Source organism: Amycolatopsis sp. NPDC006125, assembly GCF_040614195.1.
In the GTDB taxonomy this organism is placed as follows: domain Bacteria; phylum Actinomycetota; class Actinomycetes; order Mycobacteriales; family Pseudonocardiaceae; genus Amycolatopsis_E; species Amycolatopsis_E tucumanensis.
On the sequence record NZ_JBEXTZ010000066.1, the window covers coordinates 26,178 to 50,449 of the forward strand.

Annotated in this window: 21 protein-coding genes and 1 pseudogene; 19 read left to right on the forward strand and 3 right to left on the reverse strand. The window is 73.0% G+C overall.

All coding sequences use genetic code 11. From position 1 onward, the window contains the following. Positions 1 to 116 precede the first annotated feature (116 nt). The 5 genes from ABZ193_RS28645 to ABZ193_RS28665 all read left to right on the forward strand — a co-directional run bounded on the left by ABZ193_RS28645 (position 117) and on the right by ABZ193_RS28665 (position 5,789). Positions 117 to 1,079 (forward strand): MBL fold metallo-hydrolase, encoded by a 963-nt coding sequence (locus ABZ193_RS28645; protein WP_237337111.1) that lies wholly within the window; start codon positions 117 to 119, stop codon positions 1,077 to 1,079. Between the two features lie 3 nt (positions 1,080 to 1,082). Further along, positions 1,083 to 2,693 carry an FAD-dependent monooxygenase gene (locus ABZ193_RS28650; protein ID WP_354712176.1) on the forward strand — a complete coding sequence of 537 codons (1,611 nt, stop codon included), beginning with the start codon at positions 1,083 to 1,085 and terminating at the stop codon, positions 2,691 to 2,693. Positions 2,694 to 2,704: 11 nt separating this feature from the next. Next, positions 2,705 to 3,556: an SDR family oxidoreductase gene (locus ABZ193_RS28655; protein ID WP_354712177.1), complete on the forward strand. Its 852-nt coding sequence runs from the start codon at positions 2,705 to 2,707 to the stop codon at positions 3,554 to 3,556. Positions 3,557 to 3,666: 110 nt separating this feature from the next. After that, positions 3,667 to 3,942 carry a helix-turn-helix domain-containing protein gene (locus ABZ193_RS28660; protein ID WP_020422129.1) on the forward strand — a complete coding sequence of 92 codons (276 nt, stop codon included), beginning with the start codon at positions 3,667 to 3,669 and terminating at the stop codon, positions 3,940 to 3,942. After that, complete coding sequence (locus ABZ193_RS28665) at positions 3,939 to 5,789, forward strand: Na+/H+ antiporter (RefSeq protein WP_354712178.1); 1,851 nt, start codon at positions 3,939 to 3,941, stop codon at positions 5,787 to 5,789. Before ABZ193_RS28660 ends, ABZ193_RS28665 begins: the two co-directional genes overlap by 4 nt. Before the next feature lie 31 nt (positions 5,790 to 5,820). On the opposite strand, the gene ABZ193_RS28670 is transcribed toward ABZ193_RS28665, so the two are convergent. Further along, positions 5,821 to 7,281, reverse strand: coding sequence for a benzaldehyde dehydrogenase (locus ABZ193_RS28670; RefSeq protein WP_020422127.1), 1,461 nt, complete (start codon positions 7,279 to 7,281; stop codon positions 5,821 to 5,823). A 120-nt stretch (positions 7,282 to 7,401) separates the two neighbouring features. On the opposite strand from ABZ193_RS28670, the gene ABZ193_RS28675 reads away from it, so the two are divergent. After that, positions 7,402 to 8,460, forward strand: a complete 1,059-nt coding sequence (locus ABZ193_RS28675) for a beta-eliminating lyase-related protein (RefSeq protein WP_354712179.1) — start codon at positions 7,402 to 7,404, stop codon at positions 8,458 to 8,460. Positions 8,461 to 8,597: 137 nt separating this feature from the next. Here ABZ193_RS28675 and ABZ193_RS28680 read toward each other — a convergent pair whose 3' ends face one another. Together ABZ193_RS28680 and ABZ193_RS28685 are read right to left on the reverse strand one after the other, a co-directional pair. Further along, on the reverse strand, positions 8,598 to 8,780 hold the full coding sequence (locus ABZ193_RS28680) for a hypothetical protein (protein WP_354712180.1): 183 nt from the start codon (positions 8,778 to 8,780) through the stop codon (positions 8,598 to 8,600). Further along, on the reverse strand, positions 8,756 to 9,376 hold the full coding sequence (locus ABZ193_RS28685; protein WP_354712181.1) for a helix-turn-helix domain-containing protein: 621 nt from the start codon (positions 9,374 to 9,376) through the stop codon (positions 8,756 to 8,758). The genes ABZ193_RS28680 and ABZ193_RS28685 overlap by 25 nt, the downstream gene beginning before the upstream one ends. A gap of 57 nt (positions 9,377 to 9,433) precedes the next feature. On the opposite strand from ABZ193_RS28685, the gene ABZ193_RS28690 reads away from it, so the two are divergent. The 13 genes and pseudogenes from ABZ193_RS28690 to ruvX all read left to right on the forward strand — a co-directional run. Continuing rightward, positions 9,434 to 9,934 carry a pyridoxamine 5'-phosphate oxidase family protein gene (locus ABZ193_RS28690; RefSeq protein ID WP_354712182.1) on the forward strand — a complete coding sequence of 167 codons (501 nt, stop codon included), beginning with the start codon at positions 9,434 to 9,436 and terminating at the stop codon, positions 9,932 to 9,934. A 1-nt stretch (position 9,935) separates the two neighbouring features. Next, positions 9,936 to 10,583, forward strand: a complete 648-nt coding sequence (locus ABZ193_RS28695; RefSeq protein ID WP_354712183.1) for an alpha/beta hydrolase — start codon at positions 9,936 to 9,938, stop codon at positions 10,581 to 10,583. 31 nt (positions 10,584 to 10,614) lie between these two features. Next, the gene (locus tag ABZ193_RS28700; RefSeq protein WP_354712184.1) at positions 10,615 to 12,060 is read left to right on the forward strand and encodes an Rv2578c family radical SAM protein; all 1,446 of its coding nucleotides are present in this window, start codon (positions 10,615 to 10,617) and stop codon (positions 12,058 to 12,060) included. A 105-nt stretch (positions 12,061 to 12,165) separates the two neighbouring features. After that, on the forward strand, positions 12,166 to 13,935 hold the full coding sequence (gene aspS, locus ABZ193_RS28705) for an aspartate--tRNA ligase (protein ID WP_020422119.1): 1,770 nt from the start codon (positions 12,166 to 12,168) through the stop codon (positions 13,933 to 13,935). Positions 13,936 to 13,940: 5 nt separating this feature from the next. After that, positions 13,941 to 14,894 (forward strand): DUF389 domain-containing protein, encoded by a 954-nt coding sequence (locus tag ABZ193_RS28710; RefSeq protein WP_020422118.1) that lies wholly within the window; start codon positions 13,941 to 13,943, stop codon positions 14,892 to 14,894. Positions 14,895 to 14,926: 32 nt separating this feature from the next. Next, positions 14,927 to 16,123: a phosphotransferase gene (locus ABZ193_RS28715; RefSeq protein WP_354712185.1), complete on the forward strand. Its 1,197-nt coding sequence runs from the start codon at positions 14,927 to 14,929 to the stop codon at positions 16,121 to 16,123. 988 nt (positions 16,124 to 17,111) lie between these two features. Beyond that, positions 17,112 to 17,909, forward strand: coding sequence for an SGNH/GDSL hydrolase family protein (locus ABZ193_RS28720; RefSeq protein WP_354712187.1), 798 nt, complete (start codon positions 17,112 to 17,114; stop codon positions 17,907 to 17,909). Between the two features lie 34 nt (positions 17,910 to 17,943). Continuing rightward, the gene (locus ABZ193_RS28725; RefSeq protein WP_020422115.1) at positions 17,944 to 19,308 is read left to right on the forward strand and encodes a replication-associated recombination protein A; all 1,365 of its coding nucleotides are present in this window, start codon (positions 17,944 to 17,946) and stop codon (positions 19,306 to 19,308) included. 26 nt (positions 19,309 to 19,334) lie between these two features. Next, a complete protein-coding gene (locus ABZ193_RS28730) occupies positions 19,335 to 20,207 on the forward strand; it encodes an NAD(P)-dependent oxidoreductase (protein ID WP_354712186.1) in 873 nt (290 codons plus the stop codon). A 56-nt stretch (positions 20,208 to 20,263) separates the two neighbouring features. Continuing rightward, complete coding sequence (locus ABZ193_RS28735; protein ID WP_020422113.1) at positions 20,264 to 20,662, forward strand: DUF948 domain-containing protein; 399 nt, start codon at positions 20,264 to 20,266, stop codon at positions 20,660 to 20,662. Further along, positions 20,659 to 20,958 (forward strand): hypothetical protein, encoded by a 300-nt coding sequence (locus ABZ193_RS28740; protein WP_020422112.1) that lies wholly within the window; start codon positions 20,659 to 20,661, stop codon positions 20,956 to 20,958. Before ABZ193_RS28735 ends, ABZ193_RS28740 begins: the two co-directional genes overlap by 4 nt. An 81-nt stretch (positions 20,959 to 21,039) precedes the next feature. Further along, positions 21,040 to 23,700, forward strand: coding sequence for an alanine--tRNA ligase (gene alaS, locus ABZ193_RS28745; RefSeq protein WP_020422111.1), 2,661 nt, complete (start codon positions 21,040 to 21,042; stop codon positions 23,698 to 23,700). Continuing rightward, positions 23,697 to 24,173 (forward strand): annotated as a pseudogene (ruvX, locus tag ABZ193_RS28750) (Holliday junction resolvase RuvX); the annotation flags it as partial. The gene alaS and the pseudogene ruvX, both read left to right, overlap by 4 nt. Positions 24,174 to 24,272: the final 99 nt, after the last annotated feature.

Here is a 24,272-nt window from a genome sequence, read left to right on the forward strand (position 1 = left end):
GCCCGCCCGCTCATCCGAACAGCGTCCTGATTCGGAAGTAGTCTTCCCTTGCGGAGTGGTCCGCGTTACCCTGACGTCCGTCAAATAGTCAAAGCTTTGATCAAAGGAGGTGCGGGGTGGCTCAGAAGTCGTTCGCCTCGTCCGGCGACCTGACGGAGAAGGAGCAGACCCTGGAGGTGCTCGAGGACGGGGTCTACGCGCTCACCGCGGAGGGCGACCCGAACGTCGGCGCCATCGAGGGGGAGGACTTCCTCGTCTGCTTCGAGGCGCTGGCCACCCCCGTCGCCGCCCGGGACTGGCTCGCGAAGCTGCGCGAGCACACCGACAAGCCCGTCCGGTACCTCGTGCTGTCGCACTATCACGCGGTGCGCGTGCTCGGCGCGTCCGCGTTCGACGCCGAGGTGATCGTCGCGCACGAGAACACCCGCGCCCTGGTCGCCGAGCGCGGCAAGGAGGACTGGGAGAGCGAGTTCGGCCGCATGCCGCGGCTGGCCAAGGGCGCCGAGTCGGTGCCCGGCCTGACCTGGCCCACGCTGACCTTCTCCGACCGGCTCACCATCGACCTCGGCGGCGACCGCGGCGACCTCGTGTTGCAGTACTGCGGCCGCGGGCACACCGAGGGCGACATCGTGGCGTGGCTGCCGCGCCAGAAGATCCTGTTCGCGGGCGACCTGGTGGAGGCCGAGGCGGCGCTCTACACCGGCGACGCCTTCCACCGCGACTGGGCCTCGGGCACGCTGGACCGGGTCAAGGCGTTCGGCGCGGAGGCGCTGGTCGGCGGCCGCGGCGCGGTCAGCCGCGGCCGGGACGCCGTGGACGCAGCGATCGAGCAGACCCGCGGCTTCCTCGACGTGATGATCCGCGAGGTCGGCGCCGTCCAGCGCGCCGGCGGCACGCTCAAGGAGGCCTTCGAGCGCACCCACGCCGCGCTCGCGCCGCAGTACGGCCACTGGCCGATCTTCGAGCACTGCCTGCCCTTCGACGTCTCCCGCCTGTGGGACGAGCTGTCCGGCATCGAACGCCCGGTCATCTGGACCGCGCAGCGGGACCGCGAGGTCTGGGACCAGCTGCAGGGCTGAGCGATGACGACGACGAGAGACCGCAAAGTCGCGGTGATCGGCAACGGCCCGGTCGGCCAGACGACCGCGCTGCTGCTGGCCAGGTGGGGCGTTCCGGTGGTGCTGCTGGACGGGCGGCCGGAACGCGACCTGGTCGGCTCCAAGGCGATCTGCCAGCAGCGTGACGTGCTCGACGTGTGGGAGGCCGTGGGCGCCGGGCGGCGGATCGCCGCCGAGGGCGTCACCTGGACGACCGCGCGCACCTTCCACCGGGACCGCGAGTTGTTCGCCTACTCCATGGCCGACCCCGGCCGCTCGGCGTTCCCGCCGTTCGTCAACATCTCCCAGGCGCGCACCGAGGAGATCCTGGACGAGCGGATCGCCGCGGAGCCGCTGATCGACGTGCGGTGGGGCCACCGGGTCACCGGCATCGCCCAGGACGACGACGGCGTCACGCTCACCGTCGAGGGCCGGGACGACGTGCGCGCCGACTACGCCGTGGCCTGCGCCGGGGCGCGTGGCGACGACATCCGCCGGATGCTCGGCGTCGGCTTCGGCGGGCACTCCTTCGACGACCGGTTCCTCATCTGCGACATCCGCGCGGACATGCCCGGCTGGGCGCAGGAGCGGCGGTTCTACTTCGACCCGGAGTGGAACCCCGGCCGCCAGGTGCTGATCCACCCGTGCCCCGGCTCGACGTTCCGCATCGACTGGCAGGTCCCCGGCGACTACGACCTCGCCGCCGAGGAGGCCAGTGGCGCGCTGGACGCCCGCATCCGCGCGATCATCGGCGACCAGCCCTACGAGATCGTGTGGAAGTCGGTGTACCGCTTCCACTCGCGGGTGGCCGACCGGATGTGCGTCGGCCGCGTCCTGCTCGCCGGGGACTGCGCGCACCTGGTGTCGCCGTTCGGCGCGCGCGGCCTCAACTCGGGGGTCGGCGACGCCGAGAACGCGGCCTGGAAGCTCGCGTTCGTCCTGCACGGCTGGGCGGGCGAGGAGCTGCTGGAGTCCTACCACGACGAGCGGCACGCGGCGGCGCTGGAGAACATCGCCGTCACCACCGCCACGATGGACTTCCTGGTGCCGCAGACCGACGAGCAGCACCACCGGCGCCGCTCCGTGCTGGAGGCGGCGGCCACCGATCCGGCGGCGCGGGCGGACGTGGACTCCGGGCGGCTGGCCGAGCCGTTCTGGTACGTGGACTCGCCACTGACCACACCGGCTTCGACTCGGCCGTTCGCCGGGCGCCCGCCGCGCGGCGAGGTGCCGCCGGCCGGCCCGGGGATCCTCGCGCCGGACGTGCCGGTGTCGGTGACCGGCTCCTCGTGCGGCCGGTTCCGCGAGCTGGCCCGCGACGGCGTCCTGCTGCTCACCACCGACGGGGTGGACCTGGACCCGCCCGGGGACACTGTGGACATCGGGGCGCCGGTGCGGATCCTGCGGCTGGCCGAGATCGACGTGACCGGCGTGCTCGCCGAAGCGCTGGACGCGCGGCCCGGCGAGGTGTGGGTGATCCGCCCGGACGCCTACGTGGCGGCCGTCCTCACCGACGTGGCGGAGGTGCCCGCGGCGGTGAACCGGGCCCTGGGGCAGCGTGCCGCCGAACGTATCCTGCCCGGTGCCGGCACGTGAGAGGGAGGACCATGGGCAGGATCGCCGTCACCGGGGCCACCGGGCAGCTGGGTTCGCGGGTCGCCGCGCTCCTTGCGGAACGGGGTGTGCCGCAGCGGTTGTGCGTGCGCGACCCGGCGCGGGCGCCCAGGACCGAGGGCGCCGAGGTCGTGGCGGCGGACTACGCCGACACCGCCGGGTTCCGCGACGCGCTGGCCGGGATCTCGACGCTGTTCCTGGTGTCCGGCCACGAAGGCCCGGAGCGGATGGACCTGCACCGCAGCGCGGTCCGGGCCGCCGCCGAGGCCGGGGTCGACCGCGTCGTCTACACCTCGTTCCTCGGCGCGGCCCCGCTGGCGACGTTCACCTTCGCCCGCGAGCACGCCGAAACCGAGCGGCTGATCCGCGAGTCCGGGCTGCGGCTGACGGCGCTGCGCAACACCCTCTACGCGGACGTCGCGCCGCACTTCGTCGGGTCCGACGGGGTGCTGCGCGGCCCGTCCGCCGACGGGCGGCTGGCGTGGGTGGCGCGGCAGGACGTGGCGCGGCTGGCCGTCGAGTGCCTGCTCGACGACGGGCACGCCGACCAGGTCTACGACGTGACCGGCCCGGAAGCCATCGACCTGCACGAGACCGCGGCGCTGCTGAGCGAGGTCAGCGGGCGGAAGATCACCTACCACGCCGAGACGCTGGACGAGGCGCGCGCGTCGCGGGCGGGCGCGCAGGACTGGGAGATCGACGGCTGGGTCGGCTCCTACGCGGCCATCGCGACCGGCGAGGTGGCGGTCACCAGCCACACCGTCGAACAAGTCACGGGACGGCGCCCGTGGACGTTCGCCGAGTTCCTCGCCGCCGAACCGGAGGCGTGGGCGCACCTGAAGTGACGCGAGGGGCCACCGGCGGGACGTTCAGCGTGCTGACGGTGGCCTTCACGCTCCCGGATCCCGGTGACTATCATCGAGATCCGAGAAGATCACCCCGAGAGGCACCCCGCATGGCGTCGGACAGACCGGCATCCCCCTCGGTCGACCGCACGCTGACCGTGCTGGAGACCCTCGTCGAGGCCGGTGAGGGCCTCACCCTCACCGCGCTCGCGCGGTCGACGGCCATCCCGCTGGCCACGTGCGCCTCGATCGTCTACACGCTGGAAAGCCGCGGCTACGCCCGCCGCCGGATCGTCGGCCGCAGCCACTTCTGGCGCGCCACCCCCCGTCTCTACGAGGTCGCCGCGCCGCTGGCAGGTGAGGCGACGGCGGCGCGATCCCGATGATCGTCGCCGTCGAGCTCGCCGTGCTGGTGGCCGTCGTCCTCGTCGTCACCGGCATCGCGCAGCGCCTCAACTGGTCGCCGCCGCTGTGCCTGGTGCTGATCGGCGTCGCGGCGTCGTTCGTCCCCGGCGTGCCGGACTACCACCTCGATCCCGAGGTCGTCCTGATCGGCCTGCTGCCGCCACTGCTGTACGCCACCGCGATCCGCACGCCGCTGTACGACTTCCGGGCCAACCGCGTGCCGATCGCGGCCCTGTCCGTCGGCCTGGTCGTGTTCACCACGCTCGTCGTCGGCTGGGTCGTGTGGCTCATCGTGCCCGGCATTCCGCTGGCCGCCGGGTTCGCGCTCGGCGCGGTCGTCGCGCCGCCGGACGCGGTCGCCGCCACCGCGGTCGCCCGCCGGGTCGGCATGCCGCGCCGCATCGTGCGGATCCTGGAGGGCGAAAGCCTGCTCAACGACGCGGCCGCGCTCGTGTCGCTGCGCACGGCCATCGCCGCGATCGCCGGCGCGGTCAGCATCTGGGAGGTCGGCGGCGACTTCCTGCTCGCCGCTGGCGGGGGCGTCGCGGTCGGCGCGCTGATCGGGTGGGCCGCGAGCCTGCTGCGCCGCCGCCTGACCGACCCGGTGATGGACACCGCGTGGTCGCTGGTCATCCCGTTCCTGGCCTACCTGCCCGCCGAGGCCATCCACGGCTCCGGGGTGGTCGCGGTCGTCGTGGCCGGGCTGATCATGGGGCACCAGACGCCGAAGCTGCTGTCCGGGCCGTCCCGGCTGGCCAGCAGGCTGAACTGGCGCACCGTCCAGTTCCTGCTGGAGAACGTGGTCTTCCTGCTGATCGGGCTGCAGGTGCGGCGCATCGTCGAGGAGGTCGGCGACTCCCGGCTCTCCGCGTGGGAGCTCACGCTGATCTGCGCCGGGGTGCTGGCCGCGACCATCCTGGCCCGGATCGTGTGGGTGTTCGCGTACGGGTTCGTGGCGCGGATGCGGCCGGGCGAACGCACGCCGTGGTCGTACTTCGCGGTGATCTCGTGGGCCGGGATGCGCGGCGTGGTCACGCTCGCCGCCGCGTTCGTGCTCCCGGACGACACGCCGCAGCGCGCGGTGCTGGTGCTGGCGGCGTTCGTCGTCGTGGCCGGAACGCTGCTGCTGCACGGCATGACCCTGCCCGGCCTGGTACGCCGCCTGCGCCTGCCGCCGCCCAACCCGGCGGAGGACGCGCTGCAGGAGGCCGCGCTGCTGCACGACATGACGTCCGCGGGCCTGGCCCGGCTGGAGGAAATCCGCCGCCCGGCCGACCCGCCCGAGGTCATCGACCGGTTGCGGGACAAGCAGTCCTACCGGTCGGACTCGGCGTGGGAGAACCTCGGCAGGCTCAGCGCGCTGGAGGAGACCCCCAGCGACGCGTACCGTCGGCTGCGCGCCGAGATGCTCGCGGCCGAGCGGGACGTCCTGCTCACCGCGCGGGACCGGGGCACCGCCGACGACGAGGTGCTCCGGCGGGTGATGGACGGACTGGACATCGAGGAGTCGCTGCTGGAGCGACCCGAGGAGGAGCCGGGCATGGAACGTGAGCTGGAGACCCCCGAGGCCACGGCGGGCACGTGCGAGCACCTGGAGAAGGCACGCGTGCCGGAGACCGACGCCGAGGGCTGCGTCGACTGCCTGCGCGAGGGCTCGTCGTGGGTGCACCTGCGGCTGTGCCTGGAGTGCGGGCACGTCGGCTGCTGCGACTCGTCGCCGCGCAAGCACGCCACGCAGCACTTCCACGACACGCGTCACCCGGTGATCCGCAGCTACGAGCCCGGCGAGAACTGGCGCTGGTGCTTCGTGGACGGGATCGTCGGCTGAGCGGGGGCGCCCTCGGCGCCCCCGCCGCGCGTCAGAACGGGTAGCCGGCGACGTCGCCGCGCATCGTGACCCAGCGGGTCTCGGTGAACGCCTCGATGTTCGCGGCCGGCCCGCCGAAGCGGGAGCCGGTGCCGGAGTCGAACACGCCGCCGAACGGGGCCAGCGCCTCGTCGTTGACCGTCTGGTCGTTGATGTGCGCGATGCCGGTCGGGATGCGGTCGGCCAGCGCCAGTCCCTTCGCCACGTCCGCGGTGATGATGCCCAGCGACAGCCCGTACTCGCTCTCCGACGCGAGCTTCGCGGCCTCGTCCAGGCTGGTGAACTTCGCGACCGGGGCGACCGGGCCGAACACCTCCTGGTCGTAGGCGGGCACCGAGGGGCCCGCGCCGGCGAGCACGGTGGCGCGGTAGAAGAGGTCCTCGTAGGTGCCGCCCGCGGCGACCTTCGCGCCGGCGTCCACACTGGACGTCACCAGGCCGTGGATCTTGTCGCGCTGCTTGGCGTCGATGATCGGGCCGAGCGCGACCTGCTCGGTGAACGGGTTGCCCACCGGCAGGTGGCTGGCCTTGTCCGCCAGGCGGTCCACGTACTCGTCGTAGAGCGAGGCGTGCACCAGGTGCCGCCCGGTGGTCATGCAGATCTGGCCCTGGTGGAAGAACGAGCCCCACGCCGCGGCGCTCATCGCCTGCTCCAGGTCGGCGTCGTCGAGCACGATCAGCGCCGAGTTGCCGCCCAGTTCCAGGTGGGCGCGCTTGAGGTGGCGGCCCGCGGACTCGCCGACCGCGCGGCCCGCGGCGGTCGATCCGGTGAACGAGATGACGCGGACGTGCTTGTCCTCGACCAGCGCGGCGCCGACGTCCGGGCCGCCCGGCAGCACGTGCAGGACCCCGGCGGGCAGCCCGGCCTCCTCGAAGACCCTGGCCAGCGCCACGCCACCGCAGACCGCGGTGCGGGGGTCCGGCTTGAGCACGACGCTGTTGCCCAGCGCCAGCGCCGGCGCGACCGAGCGGATCGACAGGATCAGCGGCGCGTTGAACGGCGCGATCACGCCGACCACGCCGGCGGGCACGCGGCGGGCCATGCTCAGCCGCGGCGCCTCGCTCGGCAGGACCTCACCCGTCGGGTGGGAGGGCAGCGCGGCGGCCTCGTAGCACTCCTGCGCGGCGACGTGCAGTTCGAAGTCGGCCTTGCCGGGGATGCTGCCCGACTCGCGGATCAGCCAGTCCTTCAGCTCGGCGGCGTGCTGCTGCCACAGGTCGCCCGCGCGGCGCAGGACCGCGGCACGTTCTTGGAAGGAGGTCGCCGCCCAGGCGCGCTGCGCCTCGGCCGCCTTGGCCGCGGAGGCCGCCAGGTCCTGGGGTGAGGCGATGCCGACGCGCCCCAGTTCGTCGCCGGTCGCGGGCTCGATGACGGCCGCGTCGCCGCCCGCCGCGCGCTCCCAGCTTCCGGTGAAGACGCGTCCGGTCCACTTCTCGTCGTCGAGAAAGCTCACTGTCACTCCTGATGCGCGAGGTTTTCCGCCATCCTCCTGGGCTGTTCGGGCCGCGCCAGTGGGTCTTTCACTGAGTGGAAGGCCGGAAAACTGTCGGTGGTGGCTGCGATGATCGCGCTCATGGACGACTCGAAGATCCGGCGGACGCTCGCCTCGCACGGCCCGGTGCGGCGGCGGCCACGGGCGGTGCTCGAACGGATGCTGGCGCTGGCGGGGGAGGACCTGTCGCCCGCGGAGCCGGTGGCGGCACTGGAGGCGCGGATCGCGTCGCTGCTGGGCAAGCCGGCGGCGTTGTTCTTCCCGAGCGGGACGATGGCGCAGCAGGCGGCGCTGCGGGTGCACGCGGACCGGTCCGGGCGGCGGACGTTCGCCGCGCACCCGCACACGCACCTGGACAACTGGGAGGACAAGGGTTACGCGGCGGTGCACGGGCTGCGGTTCCGGCCGGTGGGGGACCGCAACGAGCTGATGACGCCGGCGGACCTGGAGGCGGTGGGGGAGCCGCTCGCGGCCGTAGTGTGGGAGCTGCCGCAGCGGGACCTCGGCGGGTTGCTGCCGTCGTGGGACGAGCTGGTCGCGCAGACCGGGCTCGCGCGCTCCCGCGGCGCGGCGGCGCACCTGGACGGCGCTCGGCTGTGGGAGTCGCAACCGTTCTACGGCAAGGATTTCCCTGAGATCGCCGGCCTGTTCGACAGCGTGTACGTGTCGCTCTACAAAGGACTGCAAGGCGTGCGGGGAGCGGTGCTCGCCGGCGACGAGGCACTGGTGTCGGAGGTGGCGGTCTGGCGCCGCCGGCTCGGTGGCGCGATCGCCGACGCGTGGCCGCTGGCGCTCGCGGCGCTGGACGGGCTGGACTCGGTGCTGCCGCGGATGCCGGAGTTCCACGCCCACGCCCGGTCCCTGGCGGCGGCGATCAACCACGACGGCGTGGCGTACGCGCACCCGGACCCGCCGCAGGCCGGGATGTTCCACGTCCACCTCCCGGCGCCGAAGGCCGCGGTGGAGCGCGCGGCGGAGGAGCTGATCGCCGAGAAGGGCGTGCAGTTGTTCCTGCGGGTGCGCTCGGCGCCGGACCCCCGGCGGTGCTCCTTCGAGGTCAGCGTCGGGGAGACCACAATGGACTTCACGCCGCCGGAGGTGGTCGCCCTGCTGCACGAGCTGCTCGACCGCGCGCGCTGAGCCGCGCCACCGGCGGTGGTCAAGCGCCGTCGCCGGTCACCGCGGTGCCGTCCAGGCGGGCGCCGGGGAACACCAGCGAGCGCAACGTCTCCAACGTCGCATCGACCGCGCGCGCCGAGTCGCGCCACCGGCGGTCGTCAGGTGCTCGGGCGCGGGAAGCGCCGGAGGAACCGCTCGACCACCGCTCGATCGCCGGTCACCGCGGCCTCATCCAGACAAGCGTCGAGGAAAACCAGCGACCGCAAGGTCTCCAGCTTCGCATCGACCGCGTACTGACCCGCGCCACCGGCGGTCGTCAGGTGCTCGGGCGCGGGAAGCACCGGAGGAACCGCTCGACCACCGCTCGATCGCCGGTCATCGCGGCCTCGTCCAGACAAGCGCCGAGGAACACCAGCGACCGCAACGTGCTCGCGTCGGTCTCCAGCGTCGCATCCACCTCGCCCGAGCCTCGCTCGATCGAGAACTCGCCGGAATCGACCCTGGCCAGGAACGCGTCGTCGCCCAGGCGCAGCGCCACCCGGGCGGACAGGTCGCCCGCCCGGTCCGCCGAGAACGTCGTCCGCAGCGCCAGGACCAGCGCGTCCACGCTCAGCTCCCCGGCCGGCGGCACCGGGCGGCGGCTGCCCCACCGCGCCAGCGCCAGCACGACCGCCTCCAGCTCGGCGCCGTGCTCGGTGAGCTCGTACACGCTGGTGCTGGCGGGCGGCCCGAGCCGACGCCGCCGCACCACCCCGGCCGCTTCCAGCTCCCGCAGCCGCTGCGACAGCACGTTCTGGCTCATCCCCGGCAACGACCGGCTCAGGTCGCGGAACCGCTTCGGCCCCAGCAGGAGCTCGCGCACCACGAGCAGCGCCCACCGCTCGCCCACCGCGTCCAGCGCCCTGGCCACCCCGCAGGGGTCGTCGTAACTCCGCACGAGAAAAAGAGTAGCTCCTACTTGCGTAGTGACACCAGTCACTCCTAGATTAGGAGCATGACGACGACCACTCTCCCGCAGGGAGACCTCAGACTTCTCGACACCGACCTCGCCCAGCGGATGCTCGCCTCGACCGAGCTCGCCCGCCTCGCCTACGTCGCGCCGGACGGCACGCCCCGCGTGCTGCCGATGCTGTTCCACTGGACCGGCGACGAGCTGGTGATGGCGACGTTCGCCGGCACCGCCAAGCTGCCCGCGCTGCGAGCACATCCCGCGGTCGCGGTCACGATCGACCGGGCAGGCCCGCCGCCGGAGGTGCTGCTCCTGCGCGGCAACGCCGTGGTCACCGAGGTCGACGGCGTGCTCCCGGAATACGCCGCCGCCCAGCGCCGGTACTACGGGCCAGAGCAAGCCGCCGCCTCCGTCGCCGAGGTCGACCGGCCCGGCCTGCGGATGGCGCGCATCGCCGTCCGGCCGTCGTGGGCGGGCACCTTCGACTTCCAGGAGCGGTTCCCCGGCGGCCGGACCGCCGAGGACTTCGCGCGGCGGGGGCGGTGACATGGCGACCTTCGTGCTCGTCCCCGGCGCGGGCGGGGAAGCGTGGTACTGGCACCGGCTCGTGCCAGAGCTGACCCGGCGCGGCCACGAGGCGATCGCCGTCGACCTCCCGGCCGAGGACGACTCCGCCGGACTGGCCGAGTACACCGACCTGGTCGTCCAGGCCATCGGCGACCGCGAGGACGTCGTGCTGGTCGCCCAGTCGATGGGCGGCTTCACTGCCCCGCTCGTCTGCGCGCGCGTGCCGGTGTCGCTCCTGGTGCTGGTCAACGCGATGGTCCCGGCGCCGGGCGAGACCGGCGGCGAGTGGTGGTCCAACACCGGCTACCACGAAGCCCACCCGGCGGGCATGGACACCGAGCGGGACTTCCTGCACGACCTCCCGCCCGACGTGAAGGCCGAAGCCCTCCGGCGGGGCGAGCCGCAGCAGTCGGACAAGCCGTTCACCACGCCGTGGCCGCTGGAGAAGTGGCCGGACGTGCCGACCCGGTTCGTCCAGGGGCGCGACGACCGGTTCTTCCCGCTGGAGTTCCAGCGCCGCGTGGTGCGCGAGCGGCTGGGCCTGGAGCTGGACGAGGTCCCCGGCGGGCACCTGAACGCGCTCAGCCGCCCACGTGAGCTGGCCGACCTCCTCGCCTCGTGGTGTTGACAGCGCTTCGAACGCGTGTTCGACTGGCGGGGTGAGGTGGGAGAACCAACGCGCCGGCCGTGACCCGCAGCCGGCTCTGCTCGGCCTGGACGGCCTGGTCCGGACGGTCGCGCCGCCCGAGTTCCAGGGCGTCACGTTCCACGAGGTCCGCGCCCGCTCGGTGCTCAACAAGGTGCCGGGCGAGTCGATGGTCCCGTTCGGCTGGACCGTCAACCCCTACCGCGGCTGCAGCCACGCCTGCACCTACTGCCTCGGCGGGGACACGCCGATCCGGATGGCCGACGGGAGCGCGAAGCCCATGGCCGATCTCCGCGTCGGCGACCGGATCCTGGGCACGGCGCTCCACGGCACGGCCCGGCGCCTCGTGCCCACGACCGTGCTCGCGCACTGGACCACCGTGAAGCCGGCCCACCGGCTGACGCTGCGGAACGGGACGACCGTCGTCGCCAGCGGCGACCACCGCTTCCTCACCGAGAAGGGCTGGCAGCACGTCACCGGCGACGACCGGCCGCACCTGTCGCCGGGCGACACCCTGCTGGGCCCCGCCGGTGACCTCGTCGAACCGGACGCGGCGCTGGACGTCGTCGCGATCGAACCGCTCGGCCGCGACGAGACCCTGTTCGACATCACCACGGGCACCGGCGACTTCATCGCGGCCGGGGTCGTCAGCCACAACTGCTTCGCCCGCAACACGCACACCTACCTCGACTTCGACGCCGGCCGCGACTTCGACACCCAGGTCGTGGTGAAGGTGAACGCCCCCGAGGTCCTCGCCGCCCAGCTGCGCCGCCCCAGCTGGCAGCGCGAGCACGTCGCCATGGGCACCAACACCGACCCCTACCAGCGGGCCGAGGGCCGCTACCGGCTGATGCCCGGCATCATCCGCGCGCTCACCGGCTCCGGCACGCCGTTTTCGATCCTCACCAAGGGCACCGTCCTCACCCGGGACCTGCCCCTGCTCGCCGCCGCCTCGCGGGAGGTGGACGTGGGCATGGCGGTGTCGATCGCACTGCTCGACCGCGACCTGCAACGCAGCCTGGAACCCGGGACCCCCAGCCCGCGCGCCCGGCTGGACCTGGTCCGCCGCATCACCGACGCCGGCCTGCCATGCCAGGTGCTGGTCGCCCCGGTGCTGCCCGGCCTCACCGACAGGGAGGAGGCGCTGGACCCGCTGTTCGCCGAGATCGCCGCCGCCGGCGCCACCCGCGCCACGGTCCTCGCGCTGCACCTGCGGCCCGGCGCCCGGGAGTGGTTCGCCCGCTGGCTCGGCGCCCACCGGCCGGACCTGGTCGAGCGCTACCGCGAGATCTACGGCCGCGGCAGCTACGCGATGCCCGCGTACCGCCGGGCGCTGTCCGCGCGGGTCGCGCCGTTGCTGCGCCGCCACGGCCTGAACCGCCGCGACGAGTCCCACCGCCTGCCCGCGCAGCGCGAGCCGGAGCGCCCGGAGCGGGGCGAGCAGCTGAGCCTGCTGTAAGGAAAGCCTGGTGGACTCCTCCGCCGGGGCGTTCGTTAGCCTCATACGGGCAGCAAAACCCCTGCTGACGCACGAGCCGAACGCCTCGCAAGGAGAACAACCGCAGTGCTTCGCACCCACGACGCCGGCACCCTGCGTGCCGAGCACGCCGGCCAGATCGTCACGCTCACCGGGTGGGTCGCCCGGCGGCGCGATCACGGCGGGGTGATCTTCATCGATCTGCGGGACGCCAGTGGGGTCGCCCAGGTGGTGTTCCGCGAGGGCGAGATGGCCGAGCGCGCCCACCAGCTGCGCTCCGAGTTCTGCGTCAAGGTCACCGGCGAGGTCTCGCGGCGGCCGGCGGGCAACGAGAACGCGGAGATCCCGACCGGCGCCATCGAGGTGCTGGCCACGGAGCTGGAAGTGCTGTCCGAGGCCGCCGTGCTGCCGTTCCCGATCGACGACCGCGTCGACGTCGGCGAGGAGGTGCGGCTCAAGTACCGCTACCTCGACCTGCGCCGCAACGGCCCGGCCCGCGCCATCCGCCTGCGCAGCGAGGTCAGCCGCGCCGCGCGCGAGGTGCTGCACGGCCAGGGCTTCGTCGAGGTCGAGACCCCGACGATGACGCGCTCCACCCCGGAGGGCGCCCGCGACTTCCTGGTGCCGGCCCGCCTGCGCCCGGGCTCCTGGTACGCGCTGCCGCAGTCGCCGCAGCTGTTCAAGCAGCTGCTCATGGTCGGCGGCCTGGAGCGGTACTACCAGATCGCCCGCTGCTACCGGGACGAGGACTTCCGCGCCGACCGGCAGCCGGAATTCACCCAGCTCGACATCGAGATGAGCTTCGTCGACCAGGACGACGTGATCGCCGTCGGCGAGGCCGTCGTGTCGGCGCTGTGGAAGCTGATCGGCCACGAGATCCCGCGCCCGATCGCGCGGATGACCTACGCCGACGCGATGGCCAAGTACGGCACCGACAAGCCGGACCTGCGCTTCGGGCTCGAGCTGACCGACCTGACCGAGTACTTCGCCGACACCCCGTTCCGCGTCTTCCAGGCGCCCTACGTCGGCGCGGTCGTCATGCCCGGCGGTGGCGACCAGCCGCGCCGCCAACTCGACGCGTGGCAGGAGTGGGCCAAGCAGCGCGGCGCGAAGGGCCTGGCCTACGTGCTCATCGGCGAGGACGGCACGCTGTCCGGCCCGGTCGCCAAGAACATCTCCGAAAAGGAGCGCGAAGGCCTGGCCGAGGCGGTCGGCGCCAAGCCCGGCGACTGCGTCTTCTTCGCCGCCAACAAGCCGCGCGAGGCCCGTGCCCTGCTCGGCGCGGCCCGCGTGGAGATCGGGCACCGGCTCGGCCTGATCGACGAGGACGAGTGGTCCTTCGTGTGGGTGGTCGACGCCCCGCTGTTCGAGGCGGCCGACGAGACCGACGACGTCGCCGTCGGCTCGGGCAAGTGGACCGCGGTGCACCACGCCTTCACCTCGCCGACCCCGGAGTGGATCGACAAGTTCGAGTCCGACCCGGGCAACGCGCTGGCCTACGCCTACGACCTGGTCTGCAACGGCAACGAGATCGGCGGCGGCTCGATCCGTATCCACCGCGCCGACGTGCAGAAGCGCGTCTTCGAGGTGATGGGCCTGTCCGAGGCCGAGGCGCAGGAGAAGTTCGGCTTCCTGCTCGATGCGTTCTCCTTCGGCGCACCGCCGCACGGCGGCATCGCGTTCGGCTGGGACCGCATCGTGATGCTGCTGGCCAAGGCCGAGTCGCTGCGGGACGTCATCGCGTTCCCGAAGACCGGCGGCGGCTACGACCCGCTGACCGGCGCCCCGGCCCCGATCACGGCCCAGCAGCGTCGCGAGGCGGGCGTGGACGCGAAGCCCCCGGCGCCCAAGGGCTGACCGCGGTGCTGCACCTGCGGGTCGTCAGCCCGCCGGAGGACACCGAACGCGCGCTGGCGGTGCTGCGGGACAGGCCGGGCACGGCGCACCTGATCGTGCACACGGGGGCCGCCGTGTCCCCGGCCGGCGACCTCATCGAGGCCGACGTGGCCCGCGAGGCCGCCGACGAGGTGCTCGAAGCCCTGTGCGAGCTGGGGCTGGACCACAGCGGCGCGATCACGCTGGAAGCCCTCGACACGGCGCTGTCCGATTCGGCCGACCGGGCCGAGGAAAGCGCGCCGGGCGAGGGCGCGGACGCGGTCGTCTGGCAGGAGCTGCTGAACCGCACCGGTGAGGAGTCGCGGCTCAACGCCACGTTCCTCACGTTCCTGACGATCGCGTGCCTGCTGGCGTCGGTCGGCATCGTGACCGATTCACCCGTCACCATCGTCGGCGCGATGGTGGTGGGTCCGGAGTTCGGCCCGCTCGCCGCGATCGCGGTCGGGCTGGTGCTGCGGCGCTGGGACCTGGTCCGCCGCGCGACGATGGCGCTGGCGCTCGGGTTCCCGCTCGCGATGCTGGTGACCGCCGGGGTCACGGTGCTGACCTGGTTCGTGGGGCTGCTCGACGTCAGCGCGTTCCGCGAGTCCCACGAGGTGGACTTCGTGTACGAGGTCGGGTGGTACTCGCTGATCGTCGCGCTGCTCGCCGGCGCGGCCGGGATGCTGTCGATGACGTCGGCGAAATCGGCCGCGCTGGTCGGCGTGTTCATCTCGGTCACGACCGTTCCCGCGGCCGGATACGCGGTGGTCGCGGCGGTCGTGGGGGAGTGGTCGAAGGCGGCGTTGTCGTTCGGCCAGCTGGCCGTGAACCTCGTCGGGATCGTGGCGGCCGCGGCCGTGGTTTTGTTGCTGCGGCGGCGCAGAGGCGCTTCCGTCACCGTGCGGCCGTTGCCGGAAGTGGAAAAATCGTTGTGGTGAGCGACGTTCGCCCGCTAGTAGGGTCGAAGGCGATGACGGTGGACACTTCCCCAGGCACGGAGGACGACCAGGACCCGGCAGTCGCGGCCGTTCCGGCGAGCGGAACGGAGGCCGTGGACGCCGCCGTCCAAGCGGCCGAAACCGTGCTGACGCGGCGCTTCGGCAGCGCCATCGGGCTCGTGGAGCCGGAAGCCCTGCCCGGCAGCGGACCGGCGACGGTGGTCCGCGCCCGCATCGCCGCGTCCCCGTTCGGGCTGCCCCGCACGCTCGTGATCAAGCACTACCCGGACGCGCCGCCACGCGGCGCCGCCGACCCGTTCGCGCAGGAGGCGGTCAGCTACCAGCTGTTCACCGCGCTGCCGGCGGAGGACCGGATGTGCCCGGAGCTGCTCGCCCACGACGGCCCGCTGCGCGTCATCGTGATCGACGACCTGGGCCGCGCGCCCACCCTGTGGGACAAGCTGCGCGGGCAGGACGCGCGGCTGGCCGAGCGCGCGCTGCTGTCCTGGGCGCGTTCGCTGGGCCGCCTGCACGCGACGACCGCCGGCCGGGAGGCCGACTTCGAGGCGCTGCTGCGCCGGCTGGGCGGGTTCGTGCCGGACGAGGACACCACGCCCGCGGTGGCCTGCGCGCGCCTGCCGACGCTGCTGGCGGAAGCGGTCGGCGTCACGACGCCGGACGACGTGCGGGCGTATGCCGAGAACGTGTGCGAGGCGTCGGCGTCGTCGCCGTACCGCGCGTTCAGCCCGGTGGACCTGAGCCCGGACAACAACCTGGTGACCAGCGGCGGCGTGCACTTCCTGGACTTCGAGCGCGGCCTGGTCCGCAACGCGCTGGTGGACGCCGCGCACCTGCGTGTCCCGTTCGCCACGTGCGAGGACGCGCGGGCCCTGCCGAGCGGCATGAGCGAGGCGATGATCGCCGCGTGGAAGGCCGAGGTCTCGGGGGTGTGGCCGGCCCTCGGCGACAACGAGGTGCTGTCGGCGCACCTGCTGGACCACCAGATGCTGCTGGTGTGGGTCACGACGTGGGCCGACCTGGGCGGCGCGGGCGCCGAAGTGCGCCCCAACCGCGTCGCGGCGCTGGTGAGCTGGTGGAGGGACCTGGGAACGTACGCCGAGCGCGGCGGCAGGGACGAGGTCGCCGCGCATGCGCGGGAGGTCGCGAAGGCCCTCGACGCGCGGTTCGGGCCTGGGCTGGAGCTGCCGCTTTATCCGGCGTTCCGCTGAGTTTTTCGGGGCGCCGGGCCGCTGCTGGGTGTTCGAGGTTCGGTCGGTCGCGGGCGCTCGGGGGCCTGGGCGGTTGCGGGGCGTTCGGCGGCCTGGGCGGTTGCCGGGCGTTTGGGGCCTGGGCGGTTGCCGGGCGTTCGGAATGGCTGCTGGGTGTCCGGAGTGGCTGCTGGGTGTTCGGGGGTCCGGGCGGCCGGTGAGCGTTCGTGGTCCCGGGCGGCTGCGGGGCGCGGAGCGGCTTTGTGGTTCGCCGCGGTGCGCCTCGCGCGCGAGTGGTGGTTTTGTGTGCGGCCCCGGCTGGCCCTCTCGTGCACGCGACTGGCCTTCGCGCGGCCGTGACTGGTCCTCTCGTGTGGCCCCAGACTGGCTCTCTCGTGCGCGCGACTGGCGCTTTCGTGCGCTCGCGATTGGTCCACTCGTGCGGCCGCGACTGGCCGTTTCGTGTGGGCGTGGATGGGCCTCTGGTAGGACGACTACGACTGGCCGTGTCGTGCCAGCGCGAGTGGACTTCTGGTGCGGCGGCGACTGGTCCTCTCATGGTTGGGGGCGCGACTGGGCCACTCGTGCGGGCGCAACTGGCCGTTTCGTGTGCGCGCGAGTGGACCTCTCGTGCCGGCGCGACTGGTCCTTTCGTGCCAGCACGACTGGGCCCGTAGCACCGGAGTGACCGGCGCACTCGCATCCGTGCGACCGGCCCACCGGCCCTCGCGCATCCATGCGACCGGCCCACCGGCCCTCGCGCATCCATGCGACCGGCCCACCGGCCCACTCGCACCCAAGCGACCCGCCCACCCACGCCCGCACAAACCCACCCCGGCACCCACCCAACCCCGCGAAACCCAGACGTTCGCTGATCCGTCCGGACCGTGTTACCCGGCGCTCACGTGGTGGGCGGGTCCGTGCCTGATGGTCTTCAGACGTGACTGCGGTGCGTGAAGAATTCACCCAGACCCCCGATCCGCTTCCCCGCCGTGCCGTTCGCCTGGCCGTGCTCGGCGACTCGACCGCCGTGGGGCTCGGCGACCCCGTGCCCGGCGGCTCCTGGCGCGGCGTCGGCCCGTTCGTAGCCGAGGCGCTGGGCATCCCGCCCACCGGGTACCTGAACACCGCGTTCACCGGCGCCCGGATGCGCTGTGTGCGCACCGACCAGTTGCCGGCCGCGCTACGCCACCGGCCGGACGTCGCGGTCGTGATCGTCGGCATGAACGACACCCTCCGCTCGGACTTCGACTCCCTCGGCATGGCCCGCGACCTCGAACACGTCGTCACCGCCCTCCAAGCCGTCGGCGCCACGGTCGTCACCATGCTCTTCCACGACCACAGCCGCGTCTTCCGGCTGCCCGGCCCGCTCCGCCGCGCCCTCACCGCCCGCATCGCCGAGCTCAACGACGTCATCGAAACCATCGCCCGCCGGCACGGGGTCGCCTGCCTCGACCTCGGCTCGCTGCCCGGCGCCTACGACCTGGCCGCCTGGAGCGTCGACCGCCTGCACCCCTCCGAGCTGGGGCACCGCCTCCTCGCCCGCGGCGTGACCGAACTGGTCGCCGACGCCGGGATCGCCGTCCCCTCACCCGTGAGCCTCGTCTGCTCCGGCGGCGTCACACCACGCACCGTCGACCACGTCGGCTGGCTCGTCGTGAAGGGCATCCCGTGGCTGTGGCGCCGCGGCCGGGACCTGCTGCCCTACGCCGCCGCCATCGTCGCCCGGTCGGCGCTGGAATCGTGGCGCGCCCGCCGCGCCGAGCCACTTGAACCGGAGCTGGCGCCGCGGCCCGTGGAGCGCTGACGGTTCTGTCGGAGCCCCGCATTACGGTGGAGGCGTGCAGGACGAACTCTTCACGGTGAACCCGGACCTGGAGCCGCCGCCGGAGCGCGTGACGCAGCCCCAGACGGCCCCGGTCCCGCCGGGTTCGCCCCTCGCGGTCCGGATGCGGCCGCGCTCGCTCGACGAGGTGGTCGGCCAGCAGCACCTGCTCGGCGAGGGCGCCCCGCTGCGCCGCCTCGTCGAGGGCGCCGCCCCGGCCTCGGTGCTCCTCTACGGCCCGCCCGGCACCGGCAAGACCACCCTCGCCAACCTCGTCTCCACCGCCACCGGCCGCCGCTTCGTCGCCCTGTCCGCGCTCTCCGCCGGGGTCAAGGAAGTCCGTGGCGTCATCGAGGAAGCCCGTCGCCGCCGCCAGTACAACGCGGAAAACACGGTCCTGTTCATCGACGAGGTCCACCGCTTCTCCAAGACCCAGCAGGACGCGCTGCTCGGCGCGGTCGAGGACCGCACGGTCCTCCTCGTCGCCGCCACCACCGAGAACCCGTCCTTCTCCGTCGTCTCGCCGCTGCTGTCCCGCTCGCTCGTGCTGCAGCTCAAGCCCCTCACCGACGACGACGTGCGGCTGCTGATCCGCCGTGCGATGACCGACGAGCGCGGCCTGGACGGCGAACTGGAACTCACGCCCGAAGCCGAGGACCACCTCGTCCGCCTGGCCTCCGGCGACGCCCGCCGCGCACTCACCGCGCTCGAAGCCGCCGCGGACGCCGCGTCGGCCACCGAGCACAAGACCATCGACCTGCCGATCGTCGAGTCCACCGTGGACAAGGCGGCGGTGCGCTACGACCGCGACGGCGACCAGCACTACGACGTCATCAGCGCGTTCATCAAGTCCATCCGGGGCTCCGACGTGGACGCCGCGCTGCACTACCTGGCCCGCATGATCGAGGCGGGGGAGGACCCGCGGTTCCTCGCCCGCCGCCTGGTCGTGCACGCCAGCGAGGACATCGGCATGGCCGACCCGACGGCGTTGCAGACCGCCGTCGCCGCCGCGCACGCCGTCCAGTTCATCGGCATGCCCGAGGGCAGGCTGGCCCTGGCCCAGGCCACCATCCACCTCGCCACCGCGCCCAAGTCCAACGCGGTCGTCACGGGCATCGACGCCGCGCTGGCCGACGTGCGCGCCGGCCGCCTGGGCACCGTGCCGCCGCACCTGCGCGACGGGCACTACGCGGGCGCGGCCAAGCTCGGCAACGCCCAGGGCTACCGCTACCCGCACGACGTGCCCGAAGGGGTGGTCGCGCAGCAGTACCCGCCGGACGAGGTGGTGGGCGTCGACTACTACCACCCGACCCAGCGCGGCGCCGAGCGCACGCTGTCCGAGCGCGTCCCCCGGCTGCGGCGGTCGGTGCGCGGCGGCTGACCGCTCGCGGTGCCATGATCGGTGCCATGCCCGAAACGACTGTCGCCGTGCTCGGCACCGGGATCATGGGCCTGCCGATGGCCGCCAACCTCGCCGCCGCGGGCTTCGGCGTCCGCGCCTGGAACCGCACCCGCGCCAAGGCCGCGCCGCTGGCCGACCGCGGCTGCACCGTCACGGACACGCCGCAGGAGGCCGTCGACGGCGCGGACTTCGTCCTCACCATGCTCAGCGACGGCGCCACCGTGCACGAGGTCGTCGAGAGCATCGAGCCGGCCGGGGCGGTCTGGCTGCAGATGAGCACCGTCGGCCTCGACTGGACCGAGCGGCTCGCCGCGCTCGCCCGCGAGAAGGCCGTCCCGTTCGTCGACGCCCCCGTCCTCGGCACCCGCAAACCCGCCGAGGACGGCAAGCTCGTCGTGCTCGCCTCCGGCCCCGGCGAACTCCGCGACCGGTGCGCGCCGGTGTTCGACGCCGTCGGCGGCCGCACGCTGTGGGTCGGCGAGACCGGCGCGGCCAGCAGGCTCAAGCTCGCCGCGAACGCGTGGGTGCTGGCGCTGACCAACGGCACCGCCGAGAGCATCCGGCTCGCCCAGGCCCTCGGGGTCGACCCGCGGCTGTTCCTGGAGGCCATCACCGGCGGCGCGCTGGACGTCCCCTACGCCCACCTCAAAGGCGGCGCGATGATCGATGGCGAGTACCCGCTGGCGTTCGCCGCCCGGCACGCGGCCAAGGACGCGCGCCTGGTCCTGGAGGCCGCGGGCGGGGAAGTCGATCTCGCCGGAACCCGCGCCGCGCTGGCGCATCTGGACGCCGCGATCGAGGCCGGGCACGGCGACGAGGACATGGCGACGCTCTACTTCGGCGTGGCGAAGGGCCCGGAGGGGCCGTCCGGCCACTGACGGCGACGCACGGTAACCTGACCGGCATTCACGCCGCTAGAACCCGAGGAGGGCCCGTGTCGGCAGGGCAGATCGCCGCGTTGATCGCCGCAGGAGCGTTCGTCCTGCTGGTGCTGCTGCTGGCGATCCCGTTGATCAAGCTCGGTCGCACGCTCGACGAGGCGACGATCGCCATCCGCAAGGCGCACGAGAACTCGGACCCGATCCTGCTCGGCGCCAACGAGACGATCACGCACGTCAACACCCAGCTCGAGCGCGTCGACGGGATCACCGCGAACGCCCAGGCCGTGAGCGGCAACGTGTCCGCGCTGTCGTCGGTGTTCACCGCGACCCTCGGCGGCCCGCTGGTGAAGACCGCCGCGCTGTCCTACGGCCTGAGCAAGGCGATCCGGTCCCGGCGCAAGGCCAAGGAGCTCCCCGAGGGCAAGCACAGCCGGAAGCGGGGCCGCAAGTGAAGCGCCTGTTCTGGCTCGGCGTCGGTGTGGTGACCGGCGTCGCACTGACCCGCAAGGCAGGTCAAACCGCTCGTCAAGCGTCGCCGGCGGGGTTAGCCTCGAACCTGGGTGACGCCGTGTCCGAGCTGGCCGGCGCCATCGGATCGTTCGGCGCGGACGTGCGCGCCGGGATGAGCGAGCGGGAACAGGAGCTGCGCGACATGGTGGAGGACCGGTCCGGGGTGAGCGCCCCGCGTCCCCCCGCGGGCCGTCACGCGGCCCGGCGCCCGGCGCGAGCTCGCCGGGCGGAGGGCTGACGCGGCCCTGCCGCCGCGCTCTCCGCCGACGCCGCCCCCGACACCACGCGGCGCCCGCCGCTTTCCCACGAGGACTGACCAGTGGAAACACACGAGATCAACAAGCGGTTCCTGGCGCACTTCCAGGCCAAGGACCACACCCCGGTGCCCAGCGCGTCGCTGATCCTGGACGACCCGACGCTGCTGTTCGTCAACGCCGGCATGGTCCAGTTCAAGCCGTACTTCCTGGGCGAGGTGCCGCCGCCGTACCCGCGCGCGACCAGCATCCAGAAGTGCGTGCGCACCGGCGACATCGACGAGGTCGGCAAGACCACGCGGCACAACACGTTCTTCCAGATGGCCGGGAACTTCTCCTTCGGCGACTACTTCAAGGAAGGCGCCATCGCCAACGCCTGGGAGCTGATCACCAAGTCCCAGGACGACGGCGGCTTCGGCTTCGACCCGGACCGCATCTGGGTGACCGTCTACGAGAACGACTCGGAGGCGGCCGGCCTGTGGCAGAAGGTCGCCGGCATCCCGTCCGACCGCATCCAGGCGCGCGACGGCCGCGACAACTACTGGGACATGGGCGTGCCCGGTCCCGGCGGCCCGTGCTCGGAGATCTACTACGACCGCGGCCCGGAGTTCGGCCGCGACGGCGGCCCCGTCGTCGACGAGGACCGGTACCTGGAGATCTGGAACCTCGTGTTCATGCAGGACATCCGGGGTGAGCAGAGCCCGAAGTACGGCCACCCGCCGATCGGCGAGCTGCCGAAGAAGAACATCGACACCGGCATGGGCGTCGAGCGCGTCGCCTACCTGCTGCAGGGCGTGGAGAACGTCTACGAGACCGACCTCGTGCGCCCGGTGATCGCGCGCGCCGAGGAGTTCTCCGGCCGCCGCTACGGCGCCGACCACGCCGACGACGTCCGCTTCCGCGTCATCGCCGACCACGCCCGCTCCGGCGTGATGCTGATCGGCGACGGCGTCACCCCGGGCAACGAGGCGCGCGGTTACGTGCTGCGCCGCCTGCTGCGCCGCATCGTGCGCTCGGTGCGCCTGCTCGGCGTGCACGAGCCGGTGCTGCCCGAGTTCGCCGCGGTGGTGCGCGACGCGATGGCGCCGTCCTACCCGGAGATCGCGCGCGACTTCGACCGGATCAGCGAGGTCATGCGGGTCGAGGAGGAGGCGTTCCTGCAGACCCTGACCAGCGGGTCGCGGATCTTCGACCTCGCCGCGGAGGAGACGAAGAAGGCCGGCGGCAACGTGCTGGCCGGCGACCGCGCCTTCCAGCTGCACGACACCTACGGCTTCCCGATCGACCTCACCCTCGAAATGGCCTCCGAGCAGGGGCTGTCGGTGGACGAGGACGGCTTCCGGACGCTGATGGAGGAGCAGCGCCAGCGCGCGAAGGCCGACGCCGCGGCCCGCAAGAAGGGCCACGGCGACCTGTCGGTCTACCGCGAGCTGCTGGAGCGGCACGGCGAGACCGACTTCCTCGGTTACACCGACCTGCAGGCCACGGCCAAGGTCATCGGCCTGCTCAAGGACGGCCAGGGCGTGCCGGTCGTGCGCGAGGGCGACAAGGCCGAGCTGATCCTCGACCGCACCCCGTTCTACGCCGAAAGCGGTGGCCAGGTCGCCGACACCGGCGTCCTGCTGGGCTCCGGCGGCGAGGCCAAGGTCGTCGACGTGCAGAAGATCGTGCCCGGCCTGTGGGTGCACCGCGTCGAGGTGATCGCGGGCGAGATCGGCCTGGACACCGAGGTGACCGGCTCGGTCGACCAGACCCGCCGCGGTTCGATCGCGCGCTCGCACTCGGCCACCCACCTGGTGCACGCGGCGGTCCGCGGCGCCTACGGCCGCCGCGCCGCGCAGGCCGGTTCGCTGAACTCGCCCGGCCGCATGCGCTTCGACTTCACCACCCCCGGCCCGGTCTCCACCGACGTGCTGACCGAGGTCGAGGAGGAGGTCAACGACTACCTCCAGAACGACGTCGAGGTGCAGGCCTACACCACAACCAAGGACAAGGCGCTGGAGCTGGGCGCGGTCGCGTTGTTCGGCGAGAAGTACGGTGACAACGTCCGCGTCGTGGACATGGGCGAGTACTCGCGTGAGCTGTGCGGTGGCACGCACGTGGGCCGCATCGGCGAGCTGGGCCTGGTCAAGCTGGTCTCGGATTCCTCGATCGGGTCCGGCGTGCACCGCGTGGAGGCGCTGGTCGGCACCGACGCGCTCAAGCACGTGCGCAAGGAGCAGCTGCTGGTCTCGCAGCTGGCGAACACCTTCAAGGTGCCCAGCGACCAGCTGCCCTCCCGCATCGAGGACGTGCTGACCCGCCTGCGCAACGCGGAGAAGGAGATCGCCCAGCTGCGCACCCAGCAGGTGCTCGGCTCGGCAGGCTCGCTCGCGGACAAGGCCACCGACGTCCAGGGCGTGTCCGTGGTCGCGGAGAAGGTCGACGGCGACATCGACGCGGGCGCGCTGCGCTCGCTGGCCCAGGAGGTCCGCAACCGGCTCGGCTCGCGGCCCGGCGTGGTCGCGTTGTTCGCGCCGCAGGGCGAGAAGCTCAGCTTCGTGGTCGCGACCACGGCCGCGGCCCGCGACAAGGGCTTCGCCGCCGGCAAGCTGGTGCCCTCGTTCGCCGAGGCCGTCGGCGGCCGCGGCGGCGGCAAGCCGGACCTCGCGCAGGGCGGCGGCAGCAACCCGGCGGGCATCGAGCAGGCCATCACGGCGCTGCGTGGCGCGGTCGCGGCAGGGTGACGGCGCGGAAACCGGACCGCCCCGGGGAGCACGATCCCGGGGCAGGCCGGCGCCTGGCGGTCGATGTCGGATCGGTCCGGGTCGGTGTGGCGCTGAGCGATCCGGCCCCCATCCTCGCCAGCCCTCTGGTTACCCTGTCGCGTGATGCGAACAGCGACAGCGATCTCGAACAGCTTGCCGCACTGGTGGCCGAACACGAGGTGGTGGAGGTGATCGTGGGTCTGCCGCGCACGCTCGCCGACCGGCACGGACCGGCCGCGGAGATCGCCGCCGGCTATGCCGACGCCCTCGCCGGCCGCATCGCGCCGGTGCCGGTGCGGCTCGCCGACGAGCGCCTCACCACGGTCACCGCGTCCCGCATGCTGTCCCAGCGCGGCGTGAAGGGCCGCAAGCAGCGGGCGGTGGTCGACCAGGCCGCCGCCGTGGAGATCCTGCAGGCCTGGCTCGACGCCAGGGCCGCTCACCGCGCGCGGGCGGGCCGGCGTGTTGACCAAGGTGTGAAGCTGTCCGTGCTCGACCGGTCCCGCACCCGCGAAGGCGGCACCCACGCCCAGGCGCTGCGGGAGACCGTC